The 22,689-nt window shown below is 74.4% G+C and carries 22 protein-coding genes; 14 read left to right on the forward strand and 8 right to left on the reverse strand.

Annotated elements, in window-relative coordinates; genetic code table 11:
• Window positions 1-6: 6 nt before the first annotated feature.
• Complete coding sequence (locus AC3WT4_RS07180; protein WP_492315212.1) at window positions 7-1,209, reverse strand: MFS transporter; 1,203 nt, start codon at window positions 1,207-1,209, stop codon at window positions 7-9.
• Window positions 1,210-1,474: 265 nt separating this feature from the next.
• Between AC3WT4_RS07180 and AC3WT4_RS07185 the strand changes: the two genes are divergently transcribed.
• Window positions 1,475-1,786: a GNAT family N-acetyltransferase gene (locus AC3WT4_RS07185; RefSeq protein ID WP_492315118.1), complete on the forward strand. Its 312-nt coding sequence runs from the start codon at window positions 1,475-1,477 to the stop codon at window positions 1,784-1,786.
• Between the two features lie 57 nt (window positions 1,787-1,843).
• Here AC3WT4_RS07185 and AC3WT4_RS07190 read toward each other — a convergent pair whose 3' ends face one another.
• The gene (locus tag AC3WT4_RS07190) at window positions 1,844-2,575 is read right to left on the reverse strand and encodes a hypothetical protein (RefSeq protein ID WP_074805063.1); all 732 of its coding nucleotides are present in this window, start codon (window positions 2,573-2,575) and stop codon (window positions 1,844-1,846) included.
• Window positions 2,576-2,798: 223 nt separating this feature from the next.
• Between AC3WT4_RS07190 and AC3WT4_RS07195 the strand changes: the two genes are divergently transcribed.
• Both AC3WT4_RS07195 and AC3WT4_RS07200 read left to right on the forward strand, forming a co-directional pair.
• On the forward strand, window positions 2,799-4,661 hold the full coding sequence (locus AC3WT4_RS07195) for an FAD-binding protein (RefSeq protein ID WP_492315119.1): 1,863 nt from the start codon (window positions 2,799-2,801) through the stop codon (window positions 4,659-4,661).
• On the forward strand, window positions 4,658-5,536 hold the full coding sequence (locus AC3WT4_RS07200; RefSeq protein WP_492315120.1) for a 2Fe-2S iron-sulfur cluster-binding protein: 879 nt from the start codon (window positions 4,658-4,660) through the stop codon (window positions 5,534-5,536). The genes AC3WT4_RS07195 and AC3WT4_RS07200 overlap by 4 nt, the downstream gene beginning before the upstream one ends.
• A 98-nt stretch (window positions 5,537-5,634) precedes the next feature.
• Here the strand turns inward: AC3WT4_RS07200 and pgm are convergent, their stop codons facing one another.
• Window positions 5,635-7,329 (reverse strand): phosphoglucomutase (alpha-D-glucose-1,6-bisphosphate-dependent), encoded by a 1,695-nt coding sequence (pgm, locus tag AC3WT4_RS07205; RefSeq protein WP_074805072.1) that lies wholly within the window; start codon window positions 7,327-7,329, stop codon window positions 5,635-5,637.
• Window positions 7,330-7,407: 78 nt separating this feature from the next.
• A complete protein-coding gene (locus AC3WT4_RS07210) occupies window positions 7,408-8,394 on the reverse strand; it encodes a TetR/AcrR family transcriptional regulator (protein WP_083384956.1) in 987 nt (328 codons plus the stop codon).
• Between the two features lie 133 nt (window positions 8,395-8,527).
• On the opposite strand from AC3WT4_RS07210, the gene AC3WT4_RS07215 reads away from it, so the two are divergent.
• The 3 genes from AC3WT4_RS07215 to AC3WT4_RS07225 all read left to right on the forward strand — a co-directional run bounded on the left by AC3WT4_RS07215 (window position 8,528) and on the right by AC3WT4_RS07225 (window position 10,820).
• Window positions 8,528-9,538 (forward strand): ABC transporter ATP-binding protein, encoded by a 1,011-nt coding sequence (locus AC3WT4_RS07215; RefSeq protein WP_492315121.1) that lies wholly within the window; start codon window positions 8,528-8,530, stop codon window positions 9,536-9,538.
• Window positions 9,535-10,398 carry an ABC transporter permease gene (locus AC3WT4_RS07220; RefSeq protein ID WP_021483463.1) on the forward strand — a complete coding sequence of 288 codons (864 nt, stop codon included), beginning with the start codon at window positions 9,535-9,537 and terminating at the stop codon, window positions 10,396-10,398. The genes AC3WT4_RS07215 and AC3WT4_RS07220 overlap by 4 nt, the downstream gene beginning before the upstream one ends.
• 119 nt (window positions 10,399-10,517) lie before the next feature.
• The gene (locus AC3WT4_RS07225) at window positions 10,518-10,820 is read left to right on the forward strand and encodes a hypothetical protein (protein ID WP_492315122.1); all 303 of its coding nucleotides are present in this window, start codon (window positions 10,518-10,520) and stop codon (window positions 10,818-10,820) included.
• Between the two features lie 24 nt (window positions 10,821-10,844).
• On the opposite strand, the gene nrdG is transcribed toward AC3WT4_RS07225, so the two are convergent.
• Both nrdG and nrdD read right to left on the reverse strand, forming a co-directional pair.
• A complete protein-coding gene (gene nrdG, locus AC3WT4_RS07230; RefSeq protein ID WP_492315123.1) occupies window positions 10,845-11,417 on the reverse strand; it encodes an anaerobic ribonucleoside-triphosphate reductase activating protein in 573 nt (190 codons plus the stop codon).
• Between the two features lie 2 nt (window positions 11,418-11,419).
• Window positions 11,420-13,618 carry an anaerobic ribonucleoside-triphosphate reductase gene (gene nrdD / locus AC3WT4_RS07235; RefSeq protein WP_492315124.1) on the reverse strand — a complete coding sequence of 733 codons (2,199 nt, stop codon included), beginning with the start codon at window positions 13,616-13,618 and terminating at the stop codon, window positions 11,420-11,422.
• A gap of 256 nt (window positions 13,619-13,874) precedes the next feature.
• On the opposite strand from nrdD, the gene AC3WT4_RS07240 reads away from it, so the two are divergent.
• From AC3WT4_RS07240 to AC3WT4_RS07275, 8 genes are all read left to right on the forward strand, one after another.
• Window positions 13,875-14,648 (forward strand): YwiC-like family protein, encoded by a 774-nt coding sequence (locus tag AC3WT4_RS07240; RefSeq protein WP_492315125.1) that lies wholly within the window; start codon window positions 13,875-13,877, stop codon window positions 14,646-14,648.
• A gap of 100 nt (window positions 14,649-14,748) precedes the next feature.
• The gene (locus AC3WT4_RS07245; protein WP_492315126.1) at window positions 14,749-15,093 is read left to right on the forward strand and encodes a MazG nucleotide pyrophosphohydrolase domain-containing protein; all 345 of its coding nucleotides are present in this window, start codon (window positions 14,749-14,751) and stop codon (window positions 15,091-15,093) included.
• A gap of 34 nt (window positions 15,094-15,127) precedes the next feature.
• Window positions 15,128-15,658 (forward strand): DinB family protein, encoded by a 531-nt coding sequence (locus AC3WT4_RS07250; protein WP_257418745.1) that lies wholly within the window; start codon window positions 15,128-15,130, stop codon window positions 15,656-15,658.
• 48 nt (window positions 15,659-15,706) lie between these two features.
• On the forward strand, window positions 15,707-16,078 hold the full coding sequence (locus tag AC3WT4_RS07255) for a hypothetical protein (protein ID WP_255180310.1): 372 nt from the start codon (window positions 15,707-15,709) through the stop codon (window positions 16,076-16,078).
• Window positions 16,079-16,280: 202 nt separating this feature from the next.
• Entirely contained in the window at window positions 16,281-16,439 is a 159-nt protein-coding gene (locus AC3WT4_RS07260; protein WP_009861736.1) for a hypothetical protein, read from the forward strand.
• Window positions 16,436-17,590 carry a glycosyltransferase family 2 protein gene (locus AC3WT4_RS07265; protein WP_492315127.1) on the forward strand — a complete coding sequence of 385 codons (1,155 nt, stop codon included), beginning with the start codon at window positions 16,436-16,438 and terminating at the stop codon, window positions 17,588-17,590. The genes AC3WT4_RS07260 and AC3WT4_RS07265 overlap by 4 nt, the downstream gene beginning before the upstream one ends.
• A 65-nt stretch (window positions 17,591-17,655) precedes the next feature.
• Window positions 17,656-18,480 carry a MerR family transcriptional regulator gene (locus AC3WT4_RS07270; protein WP_492315128.1) on the forward strand — a complete coding sequence of 275 codons (825 nt, stop codon included), beginning with the start codon at window positions 17,656-17,658 and terminating at the stop codon, window positions 18,478-18,480.
• Window positions 18,481-18,585: 105 nt separating this feature from the next.
• Window positions 18,586-20,688 (forward strand): elongation factor G, encoded by a 2,103-nt coding sequence (locus AC3WT4_RS07275; protein ID WP_492315129.1) that lies wholly within the window; start codon window positions 18,586-18,588, stop codon window positions 20,686-20,688.
• A gap of 33 nt (window positions 20,689-20,721) precedes the next feature.
• Here the strand turns inward: AC3WT4_RS07275 and AC3WT4_RS07280 are convergent, their stop codons facing one another.
• A complete protein-coding gene (locus AC3WT4_RS07280) occupies window positions 20,722-21,594 on the reverse strand; it encodes a heme ABC transporter ATP-binding protein (protein ID WP_108049977.1) in 873 nt (290 codons plus the stop codon).
• Window positions 21,591-22,601, reverse strand: coding sequence for a FecCD family ABC transporter permease (locus AC3WT4_RS07285; protein ID WP_492315213.1), 1,011 nt, complete (start codon window positions 22,599-22,601; stop codon window positions 21,591-21,593). The genes AC3WT4_RS07280 and AC3WT4_RS07285 overlap by 4 nt, the downstream gene beginning before the upstream one ends.
• Window positions 22,602-22,689 lie beyond the last annotated feature (88 nt).

The following is a 22,689-nucleotide window of genomic DNA, read 5'->3' on the forward strand; positions in this document are numbered from 1 at the left end:
CCCGCGTCAGTGGGCCGGCGTGCCGTCCGTGACGTCCTCGCGGTCGGCGCTGCGCCGCAGCGACCTCAGGGCCACGAGCACCAGCACGACGGCGAGCGCGGCCGCCGCGACGACGACCTCGAACCCGGCGTGCGCGCCGCCCGCGTCGATGCGCGACCCGGCGACGGACGACCCGATCGACACCCCGACGCCGAGCGACGTCCCGACCCACGCGAGGCCCTCGGTGAGCTGCGTCGGGGCCACGAGGTTCTGCACGAGGTTGTTGCCGTTGATGAGCGTCGGCGCGATGGCGAACCCGGTCACGAACATGACCGCCGCGAGCACGGGGATCGACGTGACGAAGAAGAACAGCGACACGCCTGCGGCGAGCGCGACGATCCCGATGACGAACCGGCGCCACAGCGGGGACACCCAGTGGCGGGCGCCGTAGACGAGGCCGGAGATGAGCGAGCCCAGGGCGAACACGGCGAGGATGATGCCGGCGGCGCCCTTCTGGCCCTCCTCCTCGGCGAACGCGATGGTCGAGACGTCGGTCGCGCCGAACACGATGCCCATGGCCACGAAGATCACGGCGAGCACGATCATCCCCGTCGACCGCATGGCCGAGCGCTGCTTCACGCCGGCCTCGGGCACGACGACGGGCGGCTCGGTCGCGCGCTGGGACAGGAACCACAGCCCGCCCACGACCGCCGCGACCAGCGGGACGACGAGCCCTGCCGACGGCGACACGCTCGTCGCGAGCACGGTCGCGAGCACGGGCCCCACGACGAACACGAGCTCGTCGAGCGCGGACTCGAGCGAGTACGCGGTGTGCAGGCGCCGCGCGTCGGGCACGATGTGCGTCCAGCGCGCGCGGACCATCGAGCCGTACGACCCCTGGGTCGCGCCGGAGACCGCGGCGAACACGTAGAGCGTCCACTCGGGCGCGCGGAGCACGGCGCAGAGGATGAGCCCGCCGAGCCCGAGCGTCGCGGCGGCGAGCAGCGGCAGCATGACGACGCGCTGCCCCGTGCGGTCCACGAGGCGCGCGATCTGGGGCGACACGACCGCCTGCGCCACGACGAGCGCGGCTGCGACGCGTCCCGCGAGCGCGTACTCGCCGTAGATGCCCTGGATCATGAGGATCGTGCCGATGCCGACCATCGACATCGGCAGGCGCGCGACGAGCGCCGCGGCGGAGAACCGCCACGCGCCGGGCAGCGTGAGCACGGCGCGGTAGGGGTTGCGGGAGGCCCGGACGTCGGCCTCCGGCGCCGTGCCCGACGCCGTCCCCTCGGTCGTCAGGTCGTCCCGCCGGTGCTCGGGGTTCTCGGGGTCGTCAGCGCGCGACGGGGAATCCTGGACCACCGTCCCAGTGTCGCACCCGGAAGCCGTCCGGCCGGTAGCGAATTCGTGTCGTGACGCCCGACGCGACGGCCGTCTCAGGGGTCGCGCCGCGGTTGTCCGGGGGCGCCGGGCCGACGACGATGGCGGCATGACCGACAGCCCCGCACCCCGCACGCCTACCGTCACCGTCACCGTCACCGACGAGGGCGACCGCTTCGAGGCCCGCACCGGCGACGGCGTCGTCGCCGGCTTCGCCGCCTACGTGCGGGAGCCGGGCGCGGTGATCTTCACGCACACCGAGGTCGACCCGGCGTTCGAGGGGCGCGGCGTCGGGTCCGCGCTCGCCGCGGGCGCGCTCGACAGCGTGCGGGAGTCGGGCGAGCGCGTCGTCGCGCTGTGCCCGTTCATCCGCGCGTACGTCGAGCGGCACCCGGAGTACGAGGACCTGACCCGGCGCTGAGCGCACGAGAGCCCCGGTCCGTCGGGACCGGGGCTCTCGCGGCAGGCGCGGGCGGCGTCAGGAGATCGTGCCGGTGCCCTCGCCCTCGATGCGCTCGTCGTGCAGGAGCTCGCCCTCCGCGTCCACGGGCGTGATCACGGCGTCGAACGTGATCGGCGAGCCGGGCTGGTAGCGGAAGTTCGTCGCGTACGAGTACGACTGGCCCGTCGCGAACGGGTACACCGACGGCTCGCGGTACGCCTGGTTGTGCATCGCGTCGTCGTGCACGCCCTGCGCCTCGTACAGCGCGTCGTCGACGATGGTGTCCATGCCCTGCATGTACGGCCAGTCGTCGTAGCGCTCGTCGATGCTCACGAGGCTGGAGCCGAGGTCGATCGGGTCGCCCTCGTTCGTGATGACGTAGTTGATGAAGACGATGTCGTCGCCCGCCGCGATGAGCGGCTGGTTGGTGTCCGGGTCGACGAACAGGCCGTCCTTCGAGGCCTGCGTGACGCCCACCTGGTAGACGTCGACGCGCACGTCGCCGACCGTGAAGGTCGAGATCTGCTCGCCCGGCGTCGCGACGGGGTTGGCCCAGTCGGGCAGCTCGCCGTCCGCCTCGGTCCCTTCCGCCGCGGCGTCGTCGACCTCCTCGGCGTCCTCGGCCGGCGCGGACTCCTCCGTCGTCGTCTCCTCGGGGGCGGACGTCTTCGGGGCGTCCCCGCCGTCGACGGCGACGGTGCACGCGGTGAGGCCGAGTGCGAGCGCGGCGGCGACGGTCAGGCGGGCGGCGGTACGGGCGGGACGCATGAGTGCTCCGGTGGTTCGGGGAGGGGTTCCGCACGGACCTTACCCACAGAGGGGGCTCGCGCTCGATGGGGAGCGGTGCCCATCAGGGCCCCGGACCGGGACCTTCGCCTGTTGCGCTGGCCCGACGGCGCGGGGACCCTTCCCCTATGCCTCGGCACGCTCTCCCCCCGCTCTGCGCCGCACCGGACCTGTCCGCCCGCCCTCTCGCCCCCGGAGGACGCCCGTGACCGCGCTGCGCGTCGAGCACGCCGACGTGGTCGTCGTCGGGGGCGGCGCCGCCGGGCTGAGCGCGGCGCTCGCCGTCGCCGAGGTCGCGGCCCGCGACGACGGCCGCACCCCCGTGGTCGCGCTCGTCTCGAAGGTCTACCCGATGCGCTCGCACACGGTCGCCGCCGAGGGCGGGGCGGCGGGCGTCGTGGGCGACGACGACTCGCTCGAGCAGCACGTCGCCGACACCCTCGCGGGCGGCGCCGGGCTGTGCGAGGAGGACGCGGTCCGGTTCGTCGTCGAGCGCGCGGCCGGCGAGCTCTACCGGCTCGAGCGGTGGGGGCTGCCGTGGTCGCGCACGGACGACGGCGACGTGGCCGTCCGCCGGTTCGGCGGCATGAGCCGCGCCCGCACCTGGTTCGCCGCCGACAAGACCGGCTTCCACCTCCTGCACACCCTGTTCCAGACGTCGCTGCGGCACTCCGGTCCCGACGGCCCCGTCCGCCGGTACGACGAGCACCACGTGCTCGACCTCGTGGTCGAGGACCCGGGCGGCCCGGACGCCCGGGTGCGCGGCGTCGTCGTGCACGACCAGCACCGCGGCGAGCCGCTGCTCCTGGAGGCGCCCGCCGTGGTCCTCGCGACGGGCGGCTCGGCGCGCGCGTGGGGGACCAGCACGAACGCGGGCATCTGCACGGGCGACGGCACCGCGATGGCGCTGCGAGCGGGAGTGCCGCTGCGCGACCTGGAGTTCCTCCAGTTCCACCCGACCGGCCTCCCGGGCAGCGGCATCCTCCTCACCGAGGCCGCGCGCGGCGAGGGCGGGGTGCTGCTCGACGCCGACGGCCGCCGCTATCTCGCGGACTACGGCCTCGGTCCCGAGTCGCCCGTCGGGGCGCCCGTGCCGCGCACCATGGAGCTCGGGCCGCGCGACCGCCTGTCGCAGGCGTTCTGGCACGCCGACCGCGACGGCCGCACCATCCCCACGCCCGACGGCGGCGTCGTCCTGCTCGACCTGCGGCACCTGGGCAAGGACCGTCTCGCCGAGCGGCTGCCGCTCGTGACCGGACTCGCCAAGCAGTTCGCGGGCGTCGACCCGGCGACCGAGCCCGTGCCCGTCCGCCCGACGGCGCACTACACGATGGGCGGCATCCGCACCGACGCGCGCGGCGCGACCGGCGTCGCCGGGCTGTTCGCCGCGGGGGAGTGCGCGTCGACCGGCCTGCACGGCGCCAACCGGCTCGGGTCCAACTCGCTCGTGGAGACGCTCGTCGTCGGGCGCGCGGCGGGCGAGGCGGCGCTCGCGTGGTCGCGGGAGATGGGCCCGCCCGGGGCCGGCGGCGGGCCCTCGGCGGTCCGGACGGGTCCCGCGGTCGTGGACCGGGCCGCCGAGATCGCCGACGGATTCCTCGCGATGCGCGGCAGGGGGACCGAGCCGCCCGCCGCGATCCGGGCCGAGCTCGGGCGCGTGCTCGACGCCGACGCCGGGATCTACCGCGACGCCGACGGCCTGCAGCGGGCGCTCGCCGCCGTCGAGGATCTGCGCGCCCGGTACGACGACGTCCGCGTCGCCGACACGAGCGCCGTGCTCAACACCGACTGGGCGACGACGGTCGAGCTCGGCGCGACGCTGCTCGTCGCGCACGCGACCGTCGCCGCCGCGCTCGCGCGCGAGGAGTCGCGCGGCGCCCACCAGCGGCTGGACTTCCCGGAGCAGGAAGGGGTGGCGCGCCACTCCGAGGTCCGCCTCGGCGCGAGCGGCGCCATCGAGGTGACGCACGTCCCGGTGGGCGCCTCTGCCGAACATGAGGTTGCTGTCGGGAAGGGCTCGGAGACGACGGCGACGTCGGCCTCGGCGGAGGAGGGAGAAGGCGCGTGAGCGAGCAGACGGTGCGGCTGGAGGTCGCGCGCACGTCGCCCGACGGCGCGGCCACCGGCAGGCGGGACGTGTTCGACGTCCCCTACGACGACCGCACGTCCGTGCTCGACGCGCTCCAGTGGGTCAAGGACCACGCCGACTCCACGCTGACGTTCCGGTGGTCGTGCAAGATGGCGGTCTGCGGGAGCTGCGGCGTCATGGTCAACGGCCGCCCGGTGCTCGGGTGCGAGACGTTCGTGCGCGGCTACCGCACGTCCGGCCTCGTCGTCGAGCCGCTCGCGCACGCCGAGGTGCTCCGCGACCTCGTCGTCGACACCGACACCTTCCTCGGCAAGCTCGCCACCGTGCAGCCCTGGCTCGTGCCCGACGGCGCCACGCGCCTCCCGCTCGTCGACCCGCCCTCGGCCGGAGCCGGAGCCGGAGCTGGAGCCGGGGCGGGGGCCGGCGCCGGGGTCGAGGGGGGCGAGGACGTCGAGGGCTCGCGGACGCCGGACGGTGACGACGTGCTGCGGGCGGTCGGGCCGGCGTCGGGCCACCGGCAGACGCCGGGCGAGCTCGCCGCGTTCAAGGGCTTCGCCGAGTGCATCGACTGCATGCTCTGCTACGCGGCGTGCCCGCAGCTCGACGTCGCGCCCGACTTCCTCGGCCCGGCCGTCGTCGCGACGGCGCGCCGCTGGGACGAGGACTCGCGCGACGCGGGCGAGCTCGACCGCGCCGACGTCCTCGACACCGAGTTCGGCGCCTGGCCGTGCATCCAGGTCGGGGCCTGCACACAGGTCTGCCCCAAGGGCGTCGACCCGGCCCGCGCGCTCCGCGACGCCCAGCGCGTCGCGACGGACACGTGGGACGCGCGCGAGCGTCGTCGGGCGACGTAGCCCTTCTCGCGAGGTAGAGCCCCGGTCCGCCGAGGGAGAGCCCTGGTCCCGCGAGGTAGAGGCGTGGTGGTGACCACGCCTCTCCCTCGGCGGGGGCGTCAGCTCCCGAGGGCGGCGGAGACGACGTCCTTCGCCTCGGCCTGGACCTGGGTCAGGTGCTCGGCGGAGACGAACGACTCGGCGTAGATCTTGTAGACGTTCTCCGTGCCCGACGGCCGGGCCGCGAACCACGCGTTCTCGGTCGTCACCTTGAGCCCGCCGATCGGGGCGTCGTTCCCGGGGGCGTTCGTGAGCTTCGCGGTGATCGGCTCGCCGGCGAGCTCGGTCGCGGTGACCTGCTCGGGCGAGAGCTTGCCGAGCGTCCCCTTCTGCTCGAGCGTCGCGGGCGCGTCGACGCGCGCGTACCAGGACTCGCCGTAGCGCTCGACGAGGTCGCGGTGGTGCTCGGACGGCGTGCGGCCCGTGGTCGCGATGATCTCCGACGCGAGCAGCGCGAGGAGCAGGCCGTCCTTGTCCGTCGACCAGACGCGGCCGTCCTTGCGCAGGAACGACGCCCCCGCGGACTCCTCGCCGCCGAACCCGACGGAGCCGTCGAGCAGGCCGGGCACGAACCACTTGAACCCGACGGGGACCTCGACGAGCCGACGGCCGAGCCCGCCCGCGACCCGGTCGATGAGCGCGGACGACACGAGCGTCTTGCCGATCGCCGCGTCGTCGCGCCAGCCCTCGCGCGCGCCGCCGTAGAGGTACTGGATCGCGACGGCGAGGTAGTGGTTGGGGTTCATGAGCCCGGCGTCGGGCGTGACGATCCCGTGGCGGTCGGAGTCGGCGTCGTTCCCGGTGGCCACGTCGAACGGCGCGCCGCCCTCGGCGTTCCCGGACTCCCCGGTCATGCCGGAGACGAGGGACGCCATCGCGTACGGCGACGAGCAGTCCATGCGGATCTTGCCGTCCCAGTCGAGGGTCATGAACGCCCAGCGGGGGTCGACCTGCGGGTTCACGACCGTGAGGTCGAGCCCGTACCGCTCGCCGATCTCGCCCCAGTACTCGACCGACGCGCCGCCCAGCGGGTCGGCGCCGATCCGCACGCCGGAGTCGCGGATGACGTCGAGGTCGAGGACGTTCGCCAGGTCGTCGACGTACGTGGTGAGGAAGTCGTGCTTGTGCACGTGCTCGGACGTGAGCGCCTGGGTCAGCGGCACGCGCGGGACGCTGCCGACGCCGGTGCGCAGGATCTCGTTCGCGCGGTCCGCGATCCAGCCGGTCGCCTCGGACCCCGCGGGGCCGCCGTGCGGCGGGTTGTACTTGAAGCCGCCGTCGCGCGGGGGGTTGTGCGACGGCGTGACGACGATCCCGTCCGCGAGGCCGGGGCCGGTGGTGCGGACGCCGTCGACCGTCGTCGCCTCGTTGTGCAGGAGGATCGACTGCGAGACGGCGGGGGTCGGGGTGAACGAGTCCCGCGCGTCGACGTACGTCTGGACGCCCGCGGCGACGAGGACCTCGAGCGCGGTCTGCCACGCCGGGAGCGACAGCGCGTGGGTGTCGCGCCCGATGAACAGCGGCCCGTCCGTGCCCTGCGAGCGCCGGTACTCGACGATCGCGGCCGTGATCGCGATGATGTGCGCCTCGTTGAACGCGTGGTCGAGGCTCGACCCCCGGTGGCCCGACGTGCCGAACACGACCTTCTGGGCCGGGTCGTCGACGTCGGGCGCGAGGTCGTAGTAGGCGCCGACCACGGCGTCGACGTCGATGAGGTCGCTGGGCTGGGCGGGCGTGCCGGCGCGGGGATCCATGGGTCGATCCTGCCAGGGGTGACGCCCGCACGTCAGCCGGGACCGGCGTCGTGCCGCGGGACCTTCGGCACGACCTCCCTAACCCGCGGGGTCGGGGTCCTCCGGTGCGGCGGCGGGGTCGACGGACCGGTCGGCGCTCGCGCTGTCGATGGCCAGCTCGACGGCGTCGAGCAGGCGGTCGAGGCTCGCGTCGAAGGGTCCCTGCGGCGCGTCGAAGCCGCCCGCGACGTAGACGCGCGTCATGACGGGGTAGCGCTCGACGTCGAACCAGTCCTCCCAGAAGCTGCCGAGGGTCGTCCAGTACTCGTCGTTGCCCACGCCGGTCGCGTCGCGCTCGGTCCGCTCGGCGATCGTGGCGCGCGCGAGGCCCTGGACGTAGTTGTCGACGAGGCCGAGGGTGTCGACGACCTGGAGCTCGGAGAGGCCGGTGTCGACGATGGTCCGCAGCCCGGCCTCCTGGGCGTCGAGCACGTGGGGCGCGAGCGGGGCGCGCCACATGTTGGTCTGGAGGATCCACGGGTGGCGCAGGTAGAGGTTCCACAGCTCGTGCGCGTACTGCGCGAGCGCGGGCCGCCACGGGGCTCCCGCAGCGGGCAGGTCGAGCTCGGCGTACGCGCGGTCGATCATGAGGTCCACGAGCTCGGTGCGACCGGGCACGTAGGTGTAGAGCGACATGGCCCCGACGCCGAGCTCCGTCGCGACGCGGCGCATGGACAGCGCGTCGAGGCCGCCCTCCTGCGCGACGGCGATCCCCGCCCGCACGACGTCGTCGAGCGTGAGGCGCGGCTTGCGGCCGCGCGTCGCGGGCGCGGGCGGGTCCCAGAGGAGCGCGAGGCGGCGCGTGATCTCGGGGGTGCGGACGATCTCGGTGAACTGGGCGCGCGCGTGCTCGGCCGCCTGCACCGCGGAGGCGACCCCGGCGTCCGCGGCGGCCGCGACGCCGCGCGTCCGCACGGCGTCGTCGTTGCCCGCGGCGTCCTCGGGGTCCGGGGTCGCGGGCGGGGTCGGCGCGGTGGCCGACGGCGCACGGTCGGCCGCGCGGGCGTCGGTCGGGTCGGTCGTCACGTGCGTATCCTCCCCGACTTCCCGCGGGATCTCGCCTCCGGTGCGGTCGTGCGACGAAGGCTTGCCTTTTCCCGTACACCGTATGCTAGCGTGGTCGCTCCATTTCGGTACGGCGTACGAGAGGGTGGCTCCGGTGATCCGAGCCCGCGGCCTGACCAAGACCTTCCACCGCAAGAAAGAGACCGTCGAGGCCGTCAAGGGCATCGACGTCGACGTCCGCGAGGGCGGGCTCGTCGCCTTCCTCGGCCCGAACGGGGCCGGCAAGTCCACGACCCTGAGGATGCTGACGAGCCTCCTCGCACCGACCGCCGGGACCGCGGAGGTCGCCGGGTACGACGTCGCGCGCGACCCGGCCCGGGTCCGCTCACGCATCGGCTTCATCGGCCAGGGGAACGGCGGCGGGTTCTCCTACCGCGTGCTCGACGAGCTCCACAACCAGGGCCGCTTCTACGGGCTGCCGCCCACCGAGTACACGCGGCGCGCCGCCGAGCTCCTCGACGCCCTCGACCTCGGCGGGCTCGAGAAGCGGACCGTGCAGTCGCTGTCCGGCGGCCAGCGGCGCCGGCTCGACGTCGCGCTCGGGCTGATGAACCACCCGCCGCTGCTCTTCCTCGACGAGCCGACGACGGGCCTCGACCCCCACGCCCGCGCGAACCTCTGGGAGCACATCGCGGCGATGCGCGAGCGCTACGGCATGACGATCGTGCTCACGACCCACTACCTCGACGAGGCCGACAGCATGGCCGAGCGCGTCGTCGTCATCGACCACGGCGAGATCATCGCCGATGCCACGCCGGACTCCCTCAAGCACGACCACGCGGACGACGTCATCACGCTCGTCGTGGTCCCGGCGCCCGTCGGCGGCGCCCCGGGGGAGGCGTCGCCGGGAGCGGTGCCCGACGTCGTCGGCCGCGTCCGCGCGTCCCTCGCCGAGGACGCGGGCGAGGTCGCGACCACGACGGGCGCGGACGGCGTCGTGACGGTCCGCATCTCGACGACGCACGGCGCCGACCGCCTCCCGGAGGCCATCGAGGCGCTGCGCGTCGCGGGGCTGGCCGTGCGCTCGGCAGAGCTGAAGCAGGCGAGCCTCGACGACGTCTTCCTCAACCTCACCGGCCGCAGCCTGCGAGAGGAGGCCGCATGAGCACGCGGACCGACCTCGCGGGCGCGCGCGTCGGAGCCCCGGCCGCCGGCGCCGACACGGCGATGCGGACCGGCGTCGCGAAGTTCCTCGGCGACACGTGGGCCGTCTTCACGCGCGAGATCCTGCTCGTGCTGCGCGACCCGTTCACGCTGATCTTCTCGCTGCTGCAGCCGCTGATCTTCCTCGGTCTCTTCGGCCCGCTCCTCACGGGCGCGGTCGGCGGGTTCGGCGGCGGCGCGCCCGGGGGCGGCGGGTCGACGGCCGAGACGCTGCAGTGGTTCGTCCCCGGCGTGATCGTCATGATCTCGCTGTTCGGCACGTCCATGAGCGGCTCGAACCTGCTCTACGAGATGATGACCGGCTCCTACGAGCGCGTGCTCGCGACGCCGCTCGACCGCTCCGCGATCCTCGTCGGGCGCTCGCTCAAGGAGTTCGCACCGCTCGTCGTGCAGGGGCTTCTCATCGCGCTCGTGTGCGTCCCGTTCGGCTTCACGCTCTACCCGCTGCACCTGCTCGTCGGGCTGCTGCTGCTCGGGCTGTTCGGCATCGGCGTGGGTGCGCTGTCGATCGCGCTCGCGCTCGCCGCGAAGAACCGGGAGTGGCTGTTCTGGGGCGTGCAGCAGTCGCTGCTGTTCCCGCTGCTCATCCTCTCCGGCATGATGCTGCCGCTCGAGGCCGGGCCGGCGTGGATGCGCACCGCGGCGCTCTTCAACCCGCTCACCTACATCGTCGACGCCGAGCGCGCCCTGCTCGCCGGGTCGTTCGCCGACCCCGACGTGCTGTGGGGCTTCGTCGCCGCGGCGGTGACGTGCGCCGTCGGGCTGTGGGTCGGCATCCGCCGCACCCGCAAGACCGTCTGACGGAAGACGCGGCGCGGCTGCGCGGGGTGGAGGTGTTTCCGGCGGACGCGGTCGACGTCCGTGGTGTCCCGGGACCGCGCATGAGATCGTCGAGCGCAACCGACCACCAGGAGGACGACATGTCGTGGACCGCGCCGGCGAAGAAAGCGGTCTCCGGGCTCGTGCTCGGGGTGATGTCCTTCGTGATCTTCTTCAGTGCTGCCGCCGTCGGTTCCTACCACACGGCCGTCTCTGTGGCCGCGGACGCTGCCGGCATCACCACACCTGTCCCGCGCGGCGCGCTCACCGCCCTCTACATCTGCGGGTTCATCCTCTTCCTCTGGGGAACCTTCCTGATGACGATGGCGACGTGGGAGATGATCGGGAGCATCCGCCGCCCCGCGGAGCCCGACCCCGCCCCCCGGCGCCGCGCGTCCCGGTGAGCCGACGGCCCGGTGGCGCCGTCGTCAGGCGCTCGTCGTCGCGCGGTCCGACGCCCACGGGACGGCGCGCCCCGTCGCGAGCGAGGCCCGCGCGTCGAGCACGCGCTGGTTGGTGCTGCCGCGGAACGCGAGCGTGAGGTCGCGGCGCGCGAGCTCGAACCGGCCGTCGACCAGCACGTCGACCTCGGCGAGCAGCGCGCGCTGGTCCGCGGCCCCTGCGCGCAGCTCCTCCAGGGTGTAGCCCGTCCAGCACCACACGTCCTTGCGGTCGCCGTGCTCGGCGCGCAGGCGGCGCACGAGCCGCAGGCACACGCCCGTGTTGAGGAACGGCTCCCCGCCGAGCAGGGACAGGCCCTGCACGGCGGGGTGCGCGAGGTCGGCGAGGACGCGGTCCTCCAGGGCGTCGTCGTACGGGCGGCCGTAGCGGAAGCTCCACGCGGCCTCGTTGAAGCAGCCCGCGCACGCGAAGAGGCACCCGCTCACGTAGAGGGAGCAGCGCACGCCCTCGCCGTCGACCATGACGAACGGCTTGTAGTCCGCGACGTACCCCCGGCTGACGCGGTCCGAGCGCCAGCCGGGGCCGGGGGTGCGCGCCACGGTCACGCCGACGCCGGGTCCGGCAGGTGCTTCACGCGCGCGGAGATCTCCGCGTGGCGGCCGTGCACCATGGGGCGCTGCTGCGGGTTGCCGAGGTACCCGCACGTGCGCTTCACGACGTCGCACGTGCGCGGGTCGGCGTTGCCGCACGACGGGCACGCGAAGCCGCGCGCGGTCGGGTCGAAGTCGCCTGTGAACCCGCACGCGTAGCAGCGGTCGATGGGCGTGTTCGTGCCGAGGTAGCCCACGCGGTCGTACGCGTAGTCCCAGACGGCCTCCAGCGCCCTCGGGTTCTGCTGGAGCACGGGGTACTCGCAGTAGTGGATGAACCCGCCCGACGTGTACCGCGCGTACTCGGCCTCGAAGTCGAGCTTCTCGAACGGCGTCGGGCTCTTGCGGACGTCGTAGTGGAAGCTGTTCGTGTAGTAGTCCTTGTCGGTGATGTCGGGCACCGCGCCGAACCGCTCCCGGTCGAGGCGGCAGAACCGGTCGGTGAGGCTCTCGCTCGGCGTGCCGTAGACGCTGATCCGGTAGCCGAGCCGCGCCGTCCACCCGGCGGCGTGCGCGTGCAGGGACCGCAGCACGTCGAGCGTCAGCTCCTTGGCCCGCGGGTCGTGCTCCCAGGCGCCGCCGAAGAACGCGGCGGCGACCTCGTACAGCCCGATGTACCCGAGCGACACCGTGGCGCGGCCGTCGCGGAAGAGGCGGTCGACGTCGTCGCCCGGCGCGAGGCGCTCCCCGAAGGCCCCGTGGACGTAGAGGATCGGCGCGTTGCCCGGCGTCGCCTCCTTGCAGCGCTCGATGCGGAAGACGAGCGCGTCGTGCACGGTCTCCAGGCGCTCGTCGAGCAGGCGCCAGAACGCGTCGAGGTCGCCGTCCGCCTCGAGCGCGATGCGCGGGAGGTTGAGCGTCACGACGCCGAGGTTCATGCGGCCCTCGGAGACGTCCTGGCCGTGCTCGTCCTGCCAGCCCTGGAGGAACGACCGGCAGCCCATGGGGACCTTGAACGAGCCCGTGAGCTCGACGATCTTGTCGTACGACAGCACGTCCGGGTACATGCGCTTCGTCGCGCACTCGACCGCGAGCTGCTTGAGGTCGTGGTTGGGGTCGCCGGGGTCGAGGTTGAGCCCGCGGCGCAGCGTGAAGATGAGCTTGGGGAAGATCGCTGTGCGGCCCTCGCTGCCGAGGCCGCGGATGCGGATCTGGAGGATCGCGCGCTGGATCTCGCGCTCCAGCCACCCCGTGCCGAGCCCGAACCCGACCGACGTGAACGGCGTCTGCCCGTTCGACGTGAACAGGGTGTTGATCTCGTACTCCAGCGACTGCATCGCGTCGTAGATGTCCTTGCGCGTCTTCTCGCGCGCGTACTCCTCGTGCGCGGACTCGTCGGCGATCCAGCGGCGCGCGTCCGCGAGGTGCTTCTCCAGGTTGCGCTCGGCGTAGGGAGCGAGGAGCTCGTCGATGCGGTTGACCGAGCACCCGCCGTACTGGCTGGACGACACGTTCGCGATGATCTGGCTGATCTGCGCCGTCGCGGTCTGGATCGAGCGGGGCGGCTCCACCTGCGCGTTCCCGATCCGGAAGCCGCTCGACAGCATCGACCGGAAGTCGATGAGGCAGCAGTTCGTCATGGGCGCGTAGGGGTGGTAGTCGAGGTCGTGATAGTGCAGGTCGCCCTTCTGGTGCGCGTTCGCGACGTGCGGCGGGAGCATCCGCAGCCCGATCGCCTTGCCCACCGTCCCGGCCGTCAGGTCGCGCTGGGTGTTGAAGACCTCGCTGTCCTTGTTCGCGTTCTCGTTGACGACCGTGGAGTCCTTGTCCAGCAGCCGCACGATCGAGTGGTTGAGGTCCGTCGCCCGGCTGCGCGCGAAGTCGCGCTGCACGCGGTAGTCGATGTAGGCGCGTGCGACGTCGTACTCGTGCGACTCCAGGAGCACGTGCTCGACGACGCCCTGGATCTCGTAGATCTTCACGGTCGCGTCGAACCGCGCGGCGATCTCCGCGTCGACCCGGTCGACGACCTCCGCCACGCGGTGGCGGTGCGTCGCCGTGAGGTCGCCGTGCACCTCCGCGAACGCCTTCGTCACGGCGGCGCGGATGCGGGCGTCGTCGAACGGCCGTCGCCGGCCGTCGCGCTTGAGGACCTCCAGCGTGGCGGTCGTGCGGTGCGGTGCTGCCTGGTCGAGCTCGATGGCGGTCATCGCTCGTCCCCTCTGCCCACCGGGTTCTCGCCGGCGCGCAGGGGTTGCGCGACGGACCGTACCCCAACATGTGGGGTGTGAATCACGGTTGCGCCACCATATCTAGTCCGGCGACCGGGCGTGACGCCGGTCGACGGCGCGCCGCGGGACGCCGTCGAAGGTCAGGACGAAGGTCCCGGGGGACCGGGACGTGCGGCCGCGCGGACGGGGGACTCCGCGCGGCCGGAACGGGCCGACGCGGCGCTAGCCTCGGGGCGTGGCCCGACGTCCGCCCGGCTGGGTGCCGAACCAGCACGGCGCGTGGCCCATGCTCCTGCTGCCGTTCGTGGTCGGCACGGTGCGCGGCGTGCAGGACGCCGGGTTCCGCCCGGCCACCCTCGCGCTCGGTGCGCTCTGGCTCGTCGGGTACCTCGCCTACTTCGCGGCCGGGCTGTGGCTGAAGTCGCGCCGCCGACCGCGCTTCCGGCGCCCGATGCTCACCTACGGCGCGCTTGCCGCGGTGCTCGGTGCGGCCGTGCTCGCGCTCGACCCGGCGCTCGCGGCGTGGGCGCCCGCGTTCGTGCCGTTCCTCGCGCTCGGGCTGTGGGCCTCGGCGCAGCGCACCGAGCGGTCCGTCGCCGCGGGCGGAGCCATGACGGTCGCGGCGTCGCTCATGACGGTCGTCGCGTACTCCGCGTGCCGGCCCGCGGGTGCGTCCGTGCTCGCCGTCCCGGCGGTGGTCTGGCTGGTCGCCGCCCTGCTCCTCGCGTACCTGTTCGGCACGGTGCTCTACGTCAAGACGATGATCCGCGAGCGCGGCGTGCGGTCGTACGTCGTCGCCTCGGTCGCGTACCACGCGGCGGTCGCCGTCGCGGCGGGCGTCGTCGCCGTCGTGCACGACCCCACCTGGTGGTGGGCGACGGCGTTCCTCGCCGCCGCGACCGTGCGGTCGGCAGCGCTGCCGGGCCGACCGCTGAGCCCGAAGGCCGTCGGGATCGGGGAGATCGTCGCGACGGTGCTGCTGCTCGTCGTCGCGCTCGTCGTGCGGTAGGCCGGGGTTCGGTACGTCGCGCGCGGATCGGCACCTCGTGCTGCCGAACGCGGACCGTAGGTGCCGAACGGTCGGAGCCGTCAGATGGTTCACTGGCGCGATGGACGACGACGCGCCCCTCACCCTGCCCGCGCTCGGCGAGCGCGTCGAGGCGGTGTCGGCGCTGTACGCGCGGAAGTTCGACGTCGAGCGCGACGCTGACTGGTTCATGCTCAAGCTCACCGAGGAGGTCGGCGAGCTCACCCAGGCGTTCCTCGTCGCGACGGGGCGCACCCGCCCGCGCGGGGGTCCGGAGACGTCGGTGCCCGACGGCGCGGCGTCGCCGCTCGCGGACGAGGTCGCCGACGTCCTGGCGCACCTGCTCCTGCTCGCGCGCTCCCAGGGTGTCGACGTCGAGGCGGCGGTGCGGCGCAAGTGGCTCGTCTGGGAGGCCGACCTGCCCTGAGCGGGCGCCCGGGCGCGGTCGCTAGGGTGGCGCCGTGACCGACCACCGCACCGACCCGCCCGTCGCCGCCGACGAGGTGACCACGCTGCGCGGCTTCCTCGACTTCCACCGCGACACGCTGCGCTGGAAGACGGCCGGTCTCGACGCCGCGGAGCTCGCGCACCGGCTGCGGCCGTCGTCGATGACGCTGGGCGGGCTGCTCAAGCACCTCGCGTTCGTCGAGTCGCAGTGGTTCTCGCAGGTGCTCCTCGGCGAGGCGCTCATGCCCCCGTTCGACACGGCGGACTGGGCCGACGACCGCGACTGGGACTGGACGTCCGCCGCGGGCGACTCGCCGGAGGAGCTGCGCATGCTGTTCGACCGCGCGGTCGCGGCGTCGGACGCCGTGCTCGACGCGGCGCTCGCGGACGGGGGCCTCGACCGGCTGAGCGCCCGCGCCGACCGGCACACGGGCGAGCGCTGGACGCTGCGCTGGATCCTCGTGCACCTGGTCGAGGAGTACGCGCGGCACAACGGCCACGCCGACCTGCTGCGGGAGGCGATCGACGGGACCGTGGGGGAGTAGCGCCGCCGACGGTTGCCGCGGGCGTCGCCGCCCGGGACGATGGCGGACGTGACCGCTCCGGAGCAGCCCGCGCCCCGTCCGTACCGTCCACGCGTCGCCGCCGTCGTCCTGGCGGCGCTCGTCGTGCTGGGGGTGGGCCTGCTGCTCGCCGCGCTCTGGGTCGCGAGCCGTCCGACGTCGTTCGGTTGGTTCGCGTACGCGCCGGTCTCCGGGACGACGTTCGTCCCCGTGGGCGCGTACCCGCCGGGTGCCGCGGCGCTCCTCGCGGGAGCCGGCGCCCTGCTGGTCGGCGGGGCGGTCGGGTTCGTCCTCGGACGGCGCCGCGCCGCCCCGGCGCAGGAGACCTCCGTGTCCTCGCCGGCGCCGCACGAGGGCCCCGGCTCCGGCACGCCCGACGGCGGGGCAGCACCGACCGCCTGACGCACCACCTCCGACGCCCGGTCCCGCACGACGCGGGGCCGGGCGTCGTCGTGTACCCACCGCCCGACGGCCGGGCACTCCTCCGCGGTCCCCGCGTGCTCACCCGACGTCCCGGGCGGTGCTCCACCGCGCCCGGGGCCCGGATGGGTACCGGCCCCTGCGTCGGACGGTGGAACCACCGACGACAATCAGGAGGTGGATCGTGTACCAGCTCGGTACGACCCAGGCAGGGACCGTGCTCGCGACGACGGGAGCGATCGCGGGCTTCTACGTGGTGGGAGCCTGGACGCTCGTCGTGGCGGGGCTCGCGCTCGTCATGACGGCGCGCGTCCTGCGCAAGCGGCTCGCGGAGCACCGGTGAGCGCGACGACGCTCCCGCGGGTGGTGGTCGTCGTCCCGGCGCACGACGAGGCGGCGGCCCTGCCCACGACGCTCGCGTCGGTCCGGGCGCAGACGCGCCCGGCCGACCGGGTCGTCGTGGTGTCCGACCGCAGCACCGACGGGACCGTCGAGGTGGCGCGTCGCCTGGGTGCGGACGTCGTCGAGACGGTGGGCAACACCGGCCGCAAGGCCGGGGCGCTGAACCAGGCGCTGCGCGGGGTGGAGGCCGAGAACGTCCTCGTGCTCGACGCGGACACGACCATCGCCCCGACGTTCGTCGAGGACGGTCTCGCCCTGCTCGACGCGCGCCCGGAGCTCGGCGCGGTCGGGGGCGTCTTCCGTGGCACCCCGCCGCGCTCGGTGCTCGAGCAGCTCCAGTCCGACGAGTACGAGCGGTACGGCGTGCAGATCGACGTGACGGGCCGGACGTCCGTCCTCACCGGCACGGCCGCGCTCGTGCGGACCGAGGCGCTGCGTGCGGTCGCCGCCGCGCGCGGGGACCGGCTCCCGGGGCGGCGCGGCGACGTGTACGACGTCGGCGCCATCACCGAGGACTCCGAGCTCACCCTCGCGCTGCGCACGCTCGGGTACGAGCTCGCGTCGCCGGTGCGGATGTCCTGCACCACGGAGCTCATGCCGACGTGCCGCGACCTGCACCGCCAGCGCGTGCGCTGGTACAAGGGGATGCTCGACAACCTGCGCGCGTACGGGTTCACGCGGGTCACCGCCCGGTACGTCGGGCAGCAGGCGATGCTCGTGCTGAGCACGCTGATGCTCGCGAGCCTCCTCGTCCTCACGGCGCTGACCGTCGTCGCGGGCACGTTCCGCGTGGTCCCCGCGTGGCTCGCCGTCGGCGGCGTGCTCGTGCTCGAACGCCTGGTCACGGTGTGGCGGAACGGCCCGCGGGGCCGGCTGCTCGCCGTGCTCGTGCTGCCCGAGCTGCTCTACGACCTGTTCCTCCAGGCGGCGTTCGTCCGGGCGTGCTTCCTCGCCGCGACGTCGCGCGACGCCGGGTGGAACCACGTGGCGCACACCAGGACCTCCGGCGGTGCTGCCGAGAACGCCCCCGAGACCGTCCCCGCGAGCGCCACCGAGGACACCCCGAGCTCGAAGCAGTTGACCTTGACGTGACGTCAACTTCTACCGTGGTTCCGGTGCCGCACGAGAGCACCACCGACGCACGGGAGGAGCGGGAGATGAGCACGACGGGCGCCCGCACGGCCGACTGGTCCATCCAGGAGGTCGCGCGCCTGGCCGGGACGACGAGCCGCACGCTGCGTCACTACGACGCGGTCGGGCTCCTGCCCCCGAGCCGGGTCGCGGCGAACGGCTACCGCCACTACGACGCCGACGCGCTCGTCCGGCTCCAGCGGATCCTGCTCCTGCGCGACCTCGGTCTCGGCCTCCCCGCGATCCGCGAGGCGCTCGACGGCCCGCCCGCCCGGCAGGGTGACGGGCCGCCGTCGGGCACCGCGCGGCGGGAGGCCCAGGTGCGGGCGCTGCGCGGCCACCTCGAGTGGTTGCGGGCGGAGCGGCAGCGGCTGGCGCGGCAGATCGCGTCGGTCGAACGGACGATCACCACGATGGAAGGAGGTGGCGAGCTCATGGCGGACGACATGTTCGACGGGTTCGACCACACGCAGCACCGCGACGAGGTCGTGGCCCGCTGGGGGAAGGACGCGTACGCCCGGAGCGACACCTGGTGGCGCGGGATGTCCGACGACGAGCGCGCCGCCTGGCAGGACCGCACGCGTGCGCTCGGCGCGGACTGGACCGCGGCGGCCGCCCGGGGCGTCGACCCGACGTCCGACGAGGCGCAGGAGCTCGCGCGCCGCCACGTCGCGTGGCTCGGCGGCATCCCCGGCACGCCGGGCGCCGGGACGGCACCGGTCAAGGAGTACGTCGTCGGCCTCGGCGAGATGTACGTCGCGGACGAGCGGTTCGCGAAGAGCTACGGCGGCGTCGAGGGCGCGACGCTCGTGCGCGACGCCCTGCGCGTCTACGCGGACGCCCACCTGTAGCCCCGGGCCCGGGCCGGGACCTCCGGCCCGGGCGCGATCCGGTCGACGTCACTAGCCTGGAACCCCGGCGGGACACGGCGCCCCGCCGCCCGCCAGGAGGCAGCCATGGCCACGACGTCGACGTCCACCGGCCCAGCCACGACCCGCAACGTCGCCCTCGTCGGGCACAGCGGGTCGGGCAAGACCACGCTCGCCGAGGCGTTCCTCCACCGGGCGGGCGCCGTCCCGCGCCCGGGCTCCGTCGTCGAGGGCACGACCGTGTGCGACCACGAGCCCGAGGAGGTCGCACGCGGCATCTCCGTGAGCCTCGGCGTCGCGCACCTCGACTGGCGCGCGCCCGACGGCACGACCTACCAGGTCACCCTGCTCGACACGCCCGGCTCGCCCGACTTCGCGGGGTCCGTGGACGCGGCGCTCGCGGTGGCGGACCTCGCCGTCGTGGTGGTGAGCGCCGTCGACGGGGTGCAGTCGGGCACGGAGGAGGTCTGGCGGCGGTGCGACGAGGCGGGGATCCCCCGCCTCGTCGTCGTCTCCCAGGAGGACCGCGCGCGGGCCAGCTTTCGCACCGTCCTCGCCGCGCTCCGGGCCGCGTTCGACGCGCCGTTCGCGCCGCTCGAGCTCCCGCTCGGGGAGGAGCAGACGCTGCACGGCGTGGCCGACGTCCTCACCGAGCGCGCCCGCGAGTACGGCGGCGGGCAGGGGGCCTGGCAGGGGCACGACGAGGAGGTCCCCGCCGACGTCCGCGACGAGGAGCACGCGCTGCACGACGAGGTCGTCGAGGAGATCGTCACGCACGACGACGACCAGCTCGAGGCCTACCTCGGCGGCGACGAACCGGGCCCGGCCGACCTGGAGCGCACGCTCGCGCACGAGGTGCTGGCGGGCGAGGCCGTGCCGGTGCTGCTCGCGTCCGCCGTCACCGGCGTCGGGGTGGACCGGGTCCTCGACCTCGTGTGCGAGCTCGGGCCGTCCCCCGCGGACCGCCCGGCCGTCGTCGCGCTGCCCGACGCCGCGGGGCCGGGCGAGGCCGTGACGTCCGAGGTCGCGGCCGACCCCGCGGGCGACGCGCTCGTCCACGTCTTCCGGACGGTCGTCGACCCGTTCGTCGGGCAGGTGTCCGTGTTCAAGGTGCTCTCCGGGACCGTCGCGACAGGGGACCGGCTCGTGAGCACCGCCACCGGTGCCGACGACCGCGTCCACGGGCTCTTCCGGCTGCGCGGCCGCGAGCACCTGGCCGTGGAGCGCGTCGTCGCGGGCGACGTCGCCGCCGTCGCGAAGGTCTCCGCCGCGTCGACCGGCACGCTCCTCGCGGGCCGCCGGATGCCCGTCACGGCGCGCGACCTGCCACCGCGGCCCCCGGTGTACACGCTCGCGCTGCGGCCCGTGTCGCAGTCCGACGACGACAAGCTGTCCGCCGCGCTCGCGCGGCTGCGCGCCGAGGACTCGACCCTGCACGTCGACCTCGCCGGATCCCAGGCGGTCCTCGGCGGCCTCGGGGACACGCACCTCGCGGTGGCGGTCGAACGGCTCGAACGGTCCTTCGGCGTCCGCGTCACGACCGAGCCCGTCCAGGTCGCGTACCGCGAGACGATCGCGCGCGCCGTCGAGGTGGAGGGCCGCGTGAAGAAGCAGTCCGGTGGGCACGGGCAGTTCGCGGTCGTGCAGCTGCGCGTCTCCCCGCTCCCGCGCGGCGAGGGGTTCGCGTTCGTCAGCTCCGTCGTCGGCGGGTCGGTGCCGCGCCAGTACCTGCCCGCGGTCGAGCGCGGCGCGCGCGAGGCGATGGAGGCCGGCGGGCCGCACGGCTTCCCCGTCGTGGACCTGCGCGTCGAGGTCCTCGACGGCAAGGCGCACTCCGTCGACTCGTCCGACATGGCGTTCCGCACCGCGGGCGGCGCGGGGGTGCGCGAGGCGCTCGCCGCGGCGGGGACGGTCGTGCTCGAGCCCGTCTCCGCGGTCACCGTGACCGTCCCGCCCGACGCGCAGGGCGACGTCATGGGCGACCTCTCCGCGCGCCGCGGCCACATCACCGCGACCGACTCCCTGCCCGACGGCCGCGTGCGCGTCGACGCGCTCGTGCCCGAGGCCGAGCTGACCCGCTACGTCCTCGACCTGCGCTCGATCACCGGCGGGCGAGGGTCGTTCACGGCCGTGCCCGACCGCTACGAGATCGCCTCCGGGGCGATCGGCGGCGAGCCTTATCGTTCTTAGGGTGGTTTATCTGATCCAGATGAAGCTCCTCGTTCAGCGGCGCGGCACGACGATCGGCGCACCGCCGCCCGGGTGGTCGACGACCTCGACGGGATAGTCGTAGACGCCGCTCAGCAGCTCGGCGGTGAGGACGTCGCGCGGCCCGCCGTCGGCGACGACGCGCCCGCCCGCGAGGACGGTGACCTGGTCGGCGTACGCGGCCGCGAGCGAGAGGTCGTGCACGACGACGACCACCGCACCGCCCGCGGCGGCGTGCGCCCGGGCGAGCTGGAGCACGAGCTCCTGGTGCTTGAGGTCGAGCGCGGCGGTCGGCTCGTCGAGCATGAGGAGCGCGGTGCGCTGCGCGAGCACGCGCGCGAGCGCGACGCGGGCCTTCTCGCCGCCGGACAGCGACGTGAAGTGCCGGTCGGCGAGGTGCTCGACGTCGGTCGCGGCGAGCGCCTCGGCGACCGCGGCGTCGTCCTCGTCCTCGAACGGGGTGCCGCGCCACGGCGAGCGGCCCATGCGCACGACGTCCACGGCGGTGAACGGGAAGCTCAGCGACACCTGCTGGAGCATGACCGACCGGCGCAGGGCGAGCTCGGTCGGGGTCCACGCGGCGAGCGGGCGGCCGTCCACGGTGACGTCGCCGGCCTCGGGTCGCAGGTCGCCGGTGAGCACACCGAGCAGCGACGACTTCCCGGCCCCGTTCGGGCCGAGCAGCGCGCGGACCTCGCCCGCGCGCACGTCGACCGACACGTCGCGCAGGATCGGCGCCTCGCCCAGGGTGAGGGACACGCCGTGCGCGGCGGTGACCACGTCGCCGGGCGCGGCCCGCCCCGGGAGGCGGGACCGCCGTCGGGCACCGGTGACGGCGGTGCGCAGGGAGCCGAGGAACGACGACCCCTCGTGGCGCAGGTCGCTCATGCCCAGCCTCCCTGGCGCGAGCGCGTGCGGCGCAGCAGGTAGAAGAAGAACGGGCCGCCGACGAGCGACGTGATCATGCCGAGCGGCAGCTCGACGTTCGCGACGGCGCTGCGCGCAAGGAGGTCCGCGGCGAGCAGCACGACGGCGCCGCCCAGCACGGACGCGGGGATGAGCGTGCGGTGGCTCGGCCCGCACACCATGCGCACGAGGTGCGGCACGACGAGCCCGACGAACGCGATGATCCCCGTGAACGCGACCCCGGCGGAGACGAGCAGCGCGACGAGGACGATGACGAGCTGGCGCAGCCGCTCGACGTCGACCCCGAGGTGCTGCGCGGCGCGCTCGCCGAGCGAGAGCAGGTCCATCCTGCGGCGCACGAGCATCGCGCCGGTGACGCCGACGACGGCGATCGGCAGGACGACCGCGACGGACTGCCACGTCGCGCCGCCGAGCGACCCGAGCTGCCAGAAGACGATCTGCTCGCGCGCGGCCGGGTCGGCCACGAACGTGAAGAACGCGAGCATCCCGCCCGCGAACGCGTTGACCGCGATGCCCGTGAGGACGAGCGTCACGACCTCCGTCCGGCCCCCGGCGCGCGCGAGCGCGTAGACGACGAACGTCGTGACGAGACCACCGACGAACGCCGCGGCGGCGACCCACGTGCCGGGCACGAGCGCGCCCGCGGTGACGATGACCGCGCACGCGCCGACGGCCGCTCCGGAGGACACCCCGATGACGCCCGGCTCGGCGAGCGGGTTGCCGAACACGCCCTGCATGAGGGCGCCCGAGCACGCGAGCGCCGCGCCCACGACGATCGCCAGGACGACGCGCGGGAACCGCACGACCCACAGCGCGTTCTCGCCCTGCGGGTGCGACGGCATGGGTCCCCAGTCGAGCCCGACGTGGTGCGCGAGCGAGCCGAGCACCTCCGCGGGCGACACGGGCACCTGCCCCGTCATGCCGGACACGACGGTGAGCACCGCGAGCGCCACGCCCAGCCCGACCATCAGCCACCGGGCCGCGCGGCGGCGCTGCTGCCCGACGGCGGGCCCCACCCGGGTGGGTCGGCCGCCGGGGCGCGGGGCGCCGTCGGGC

Source organism: Cellulosimicrobium sp. EB106-03-01-XG111 (assembly GCF_058792115.1).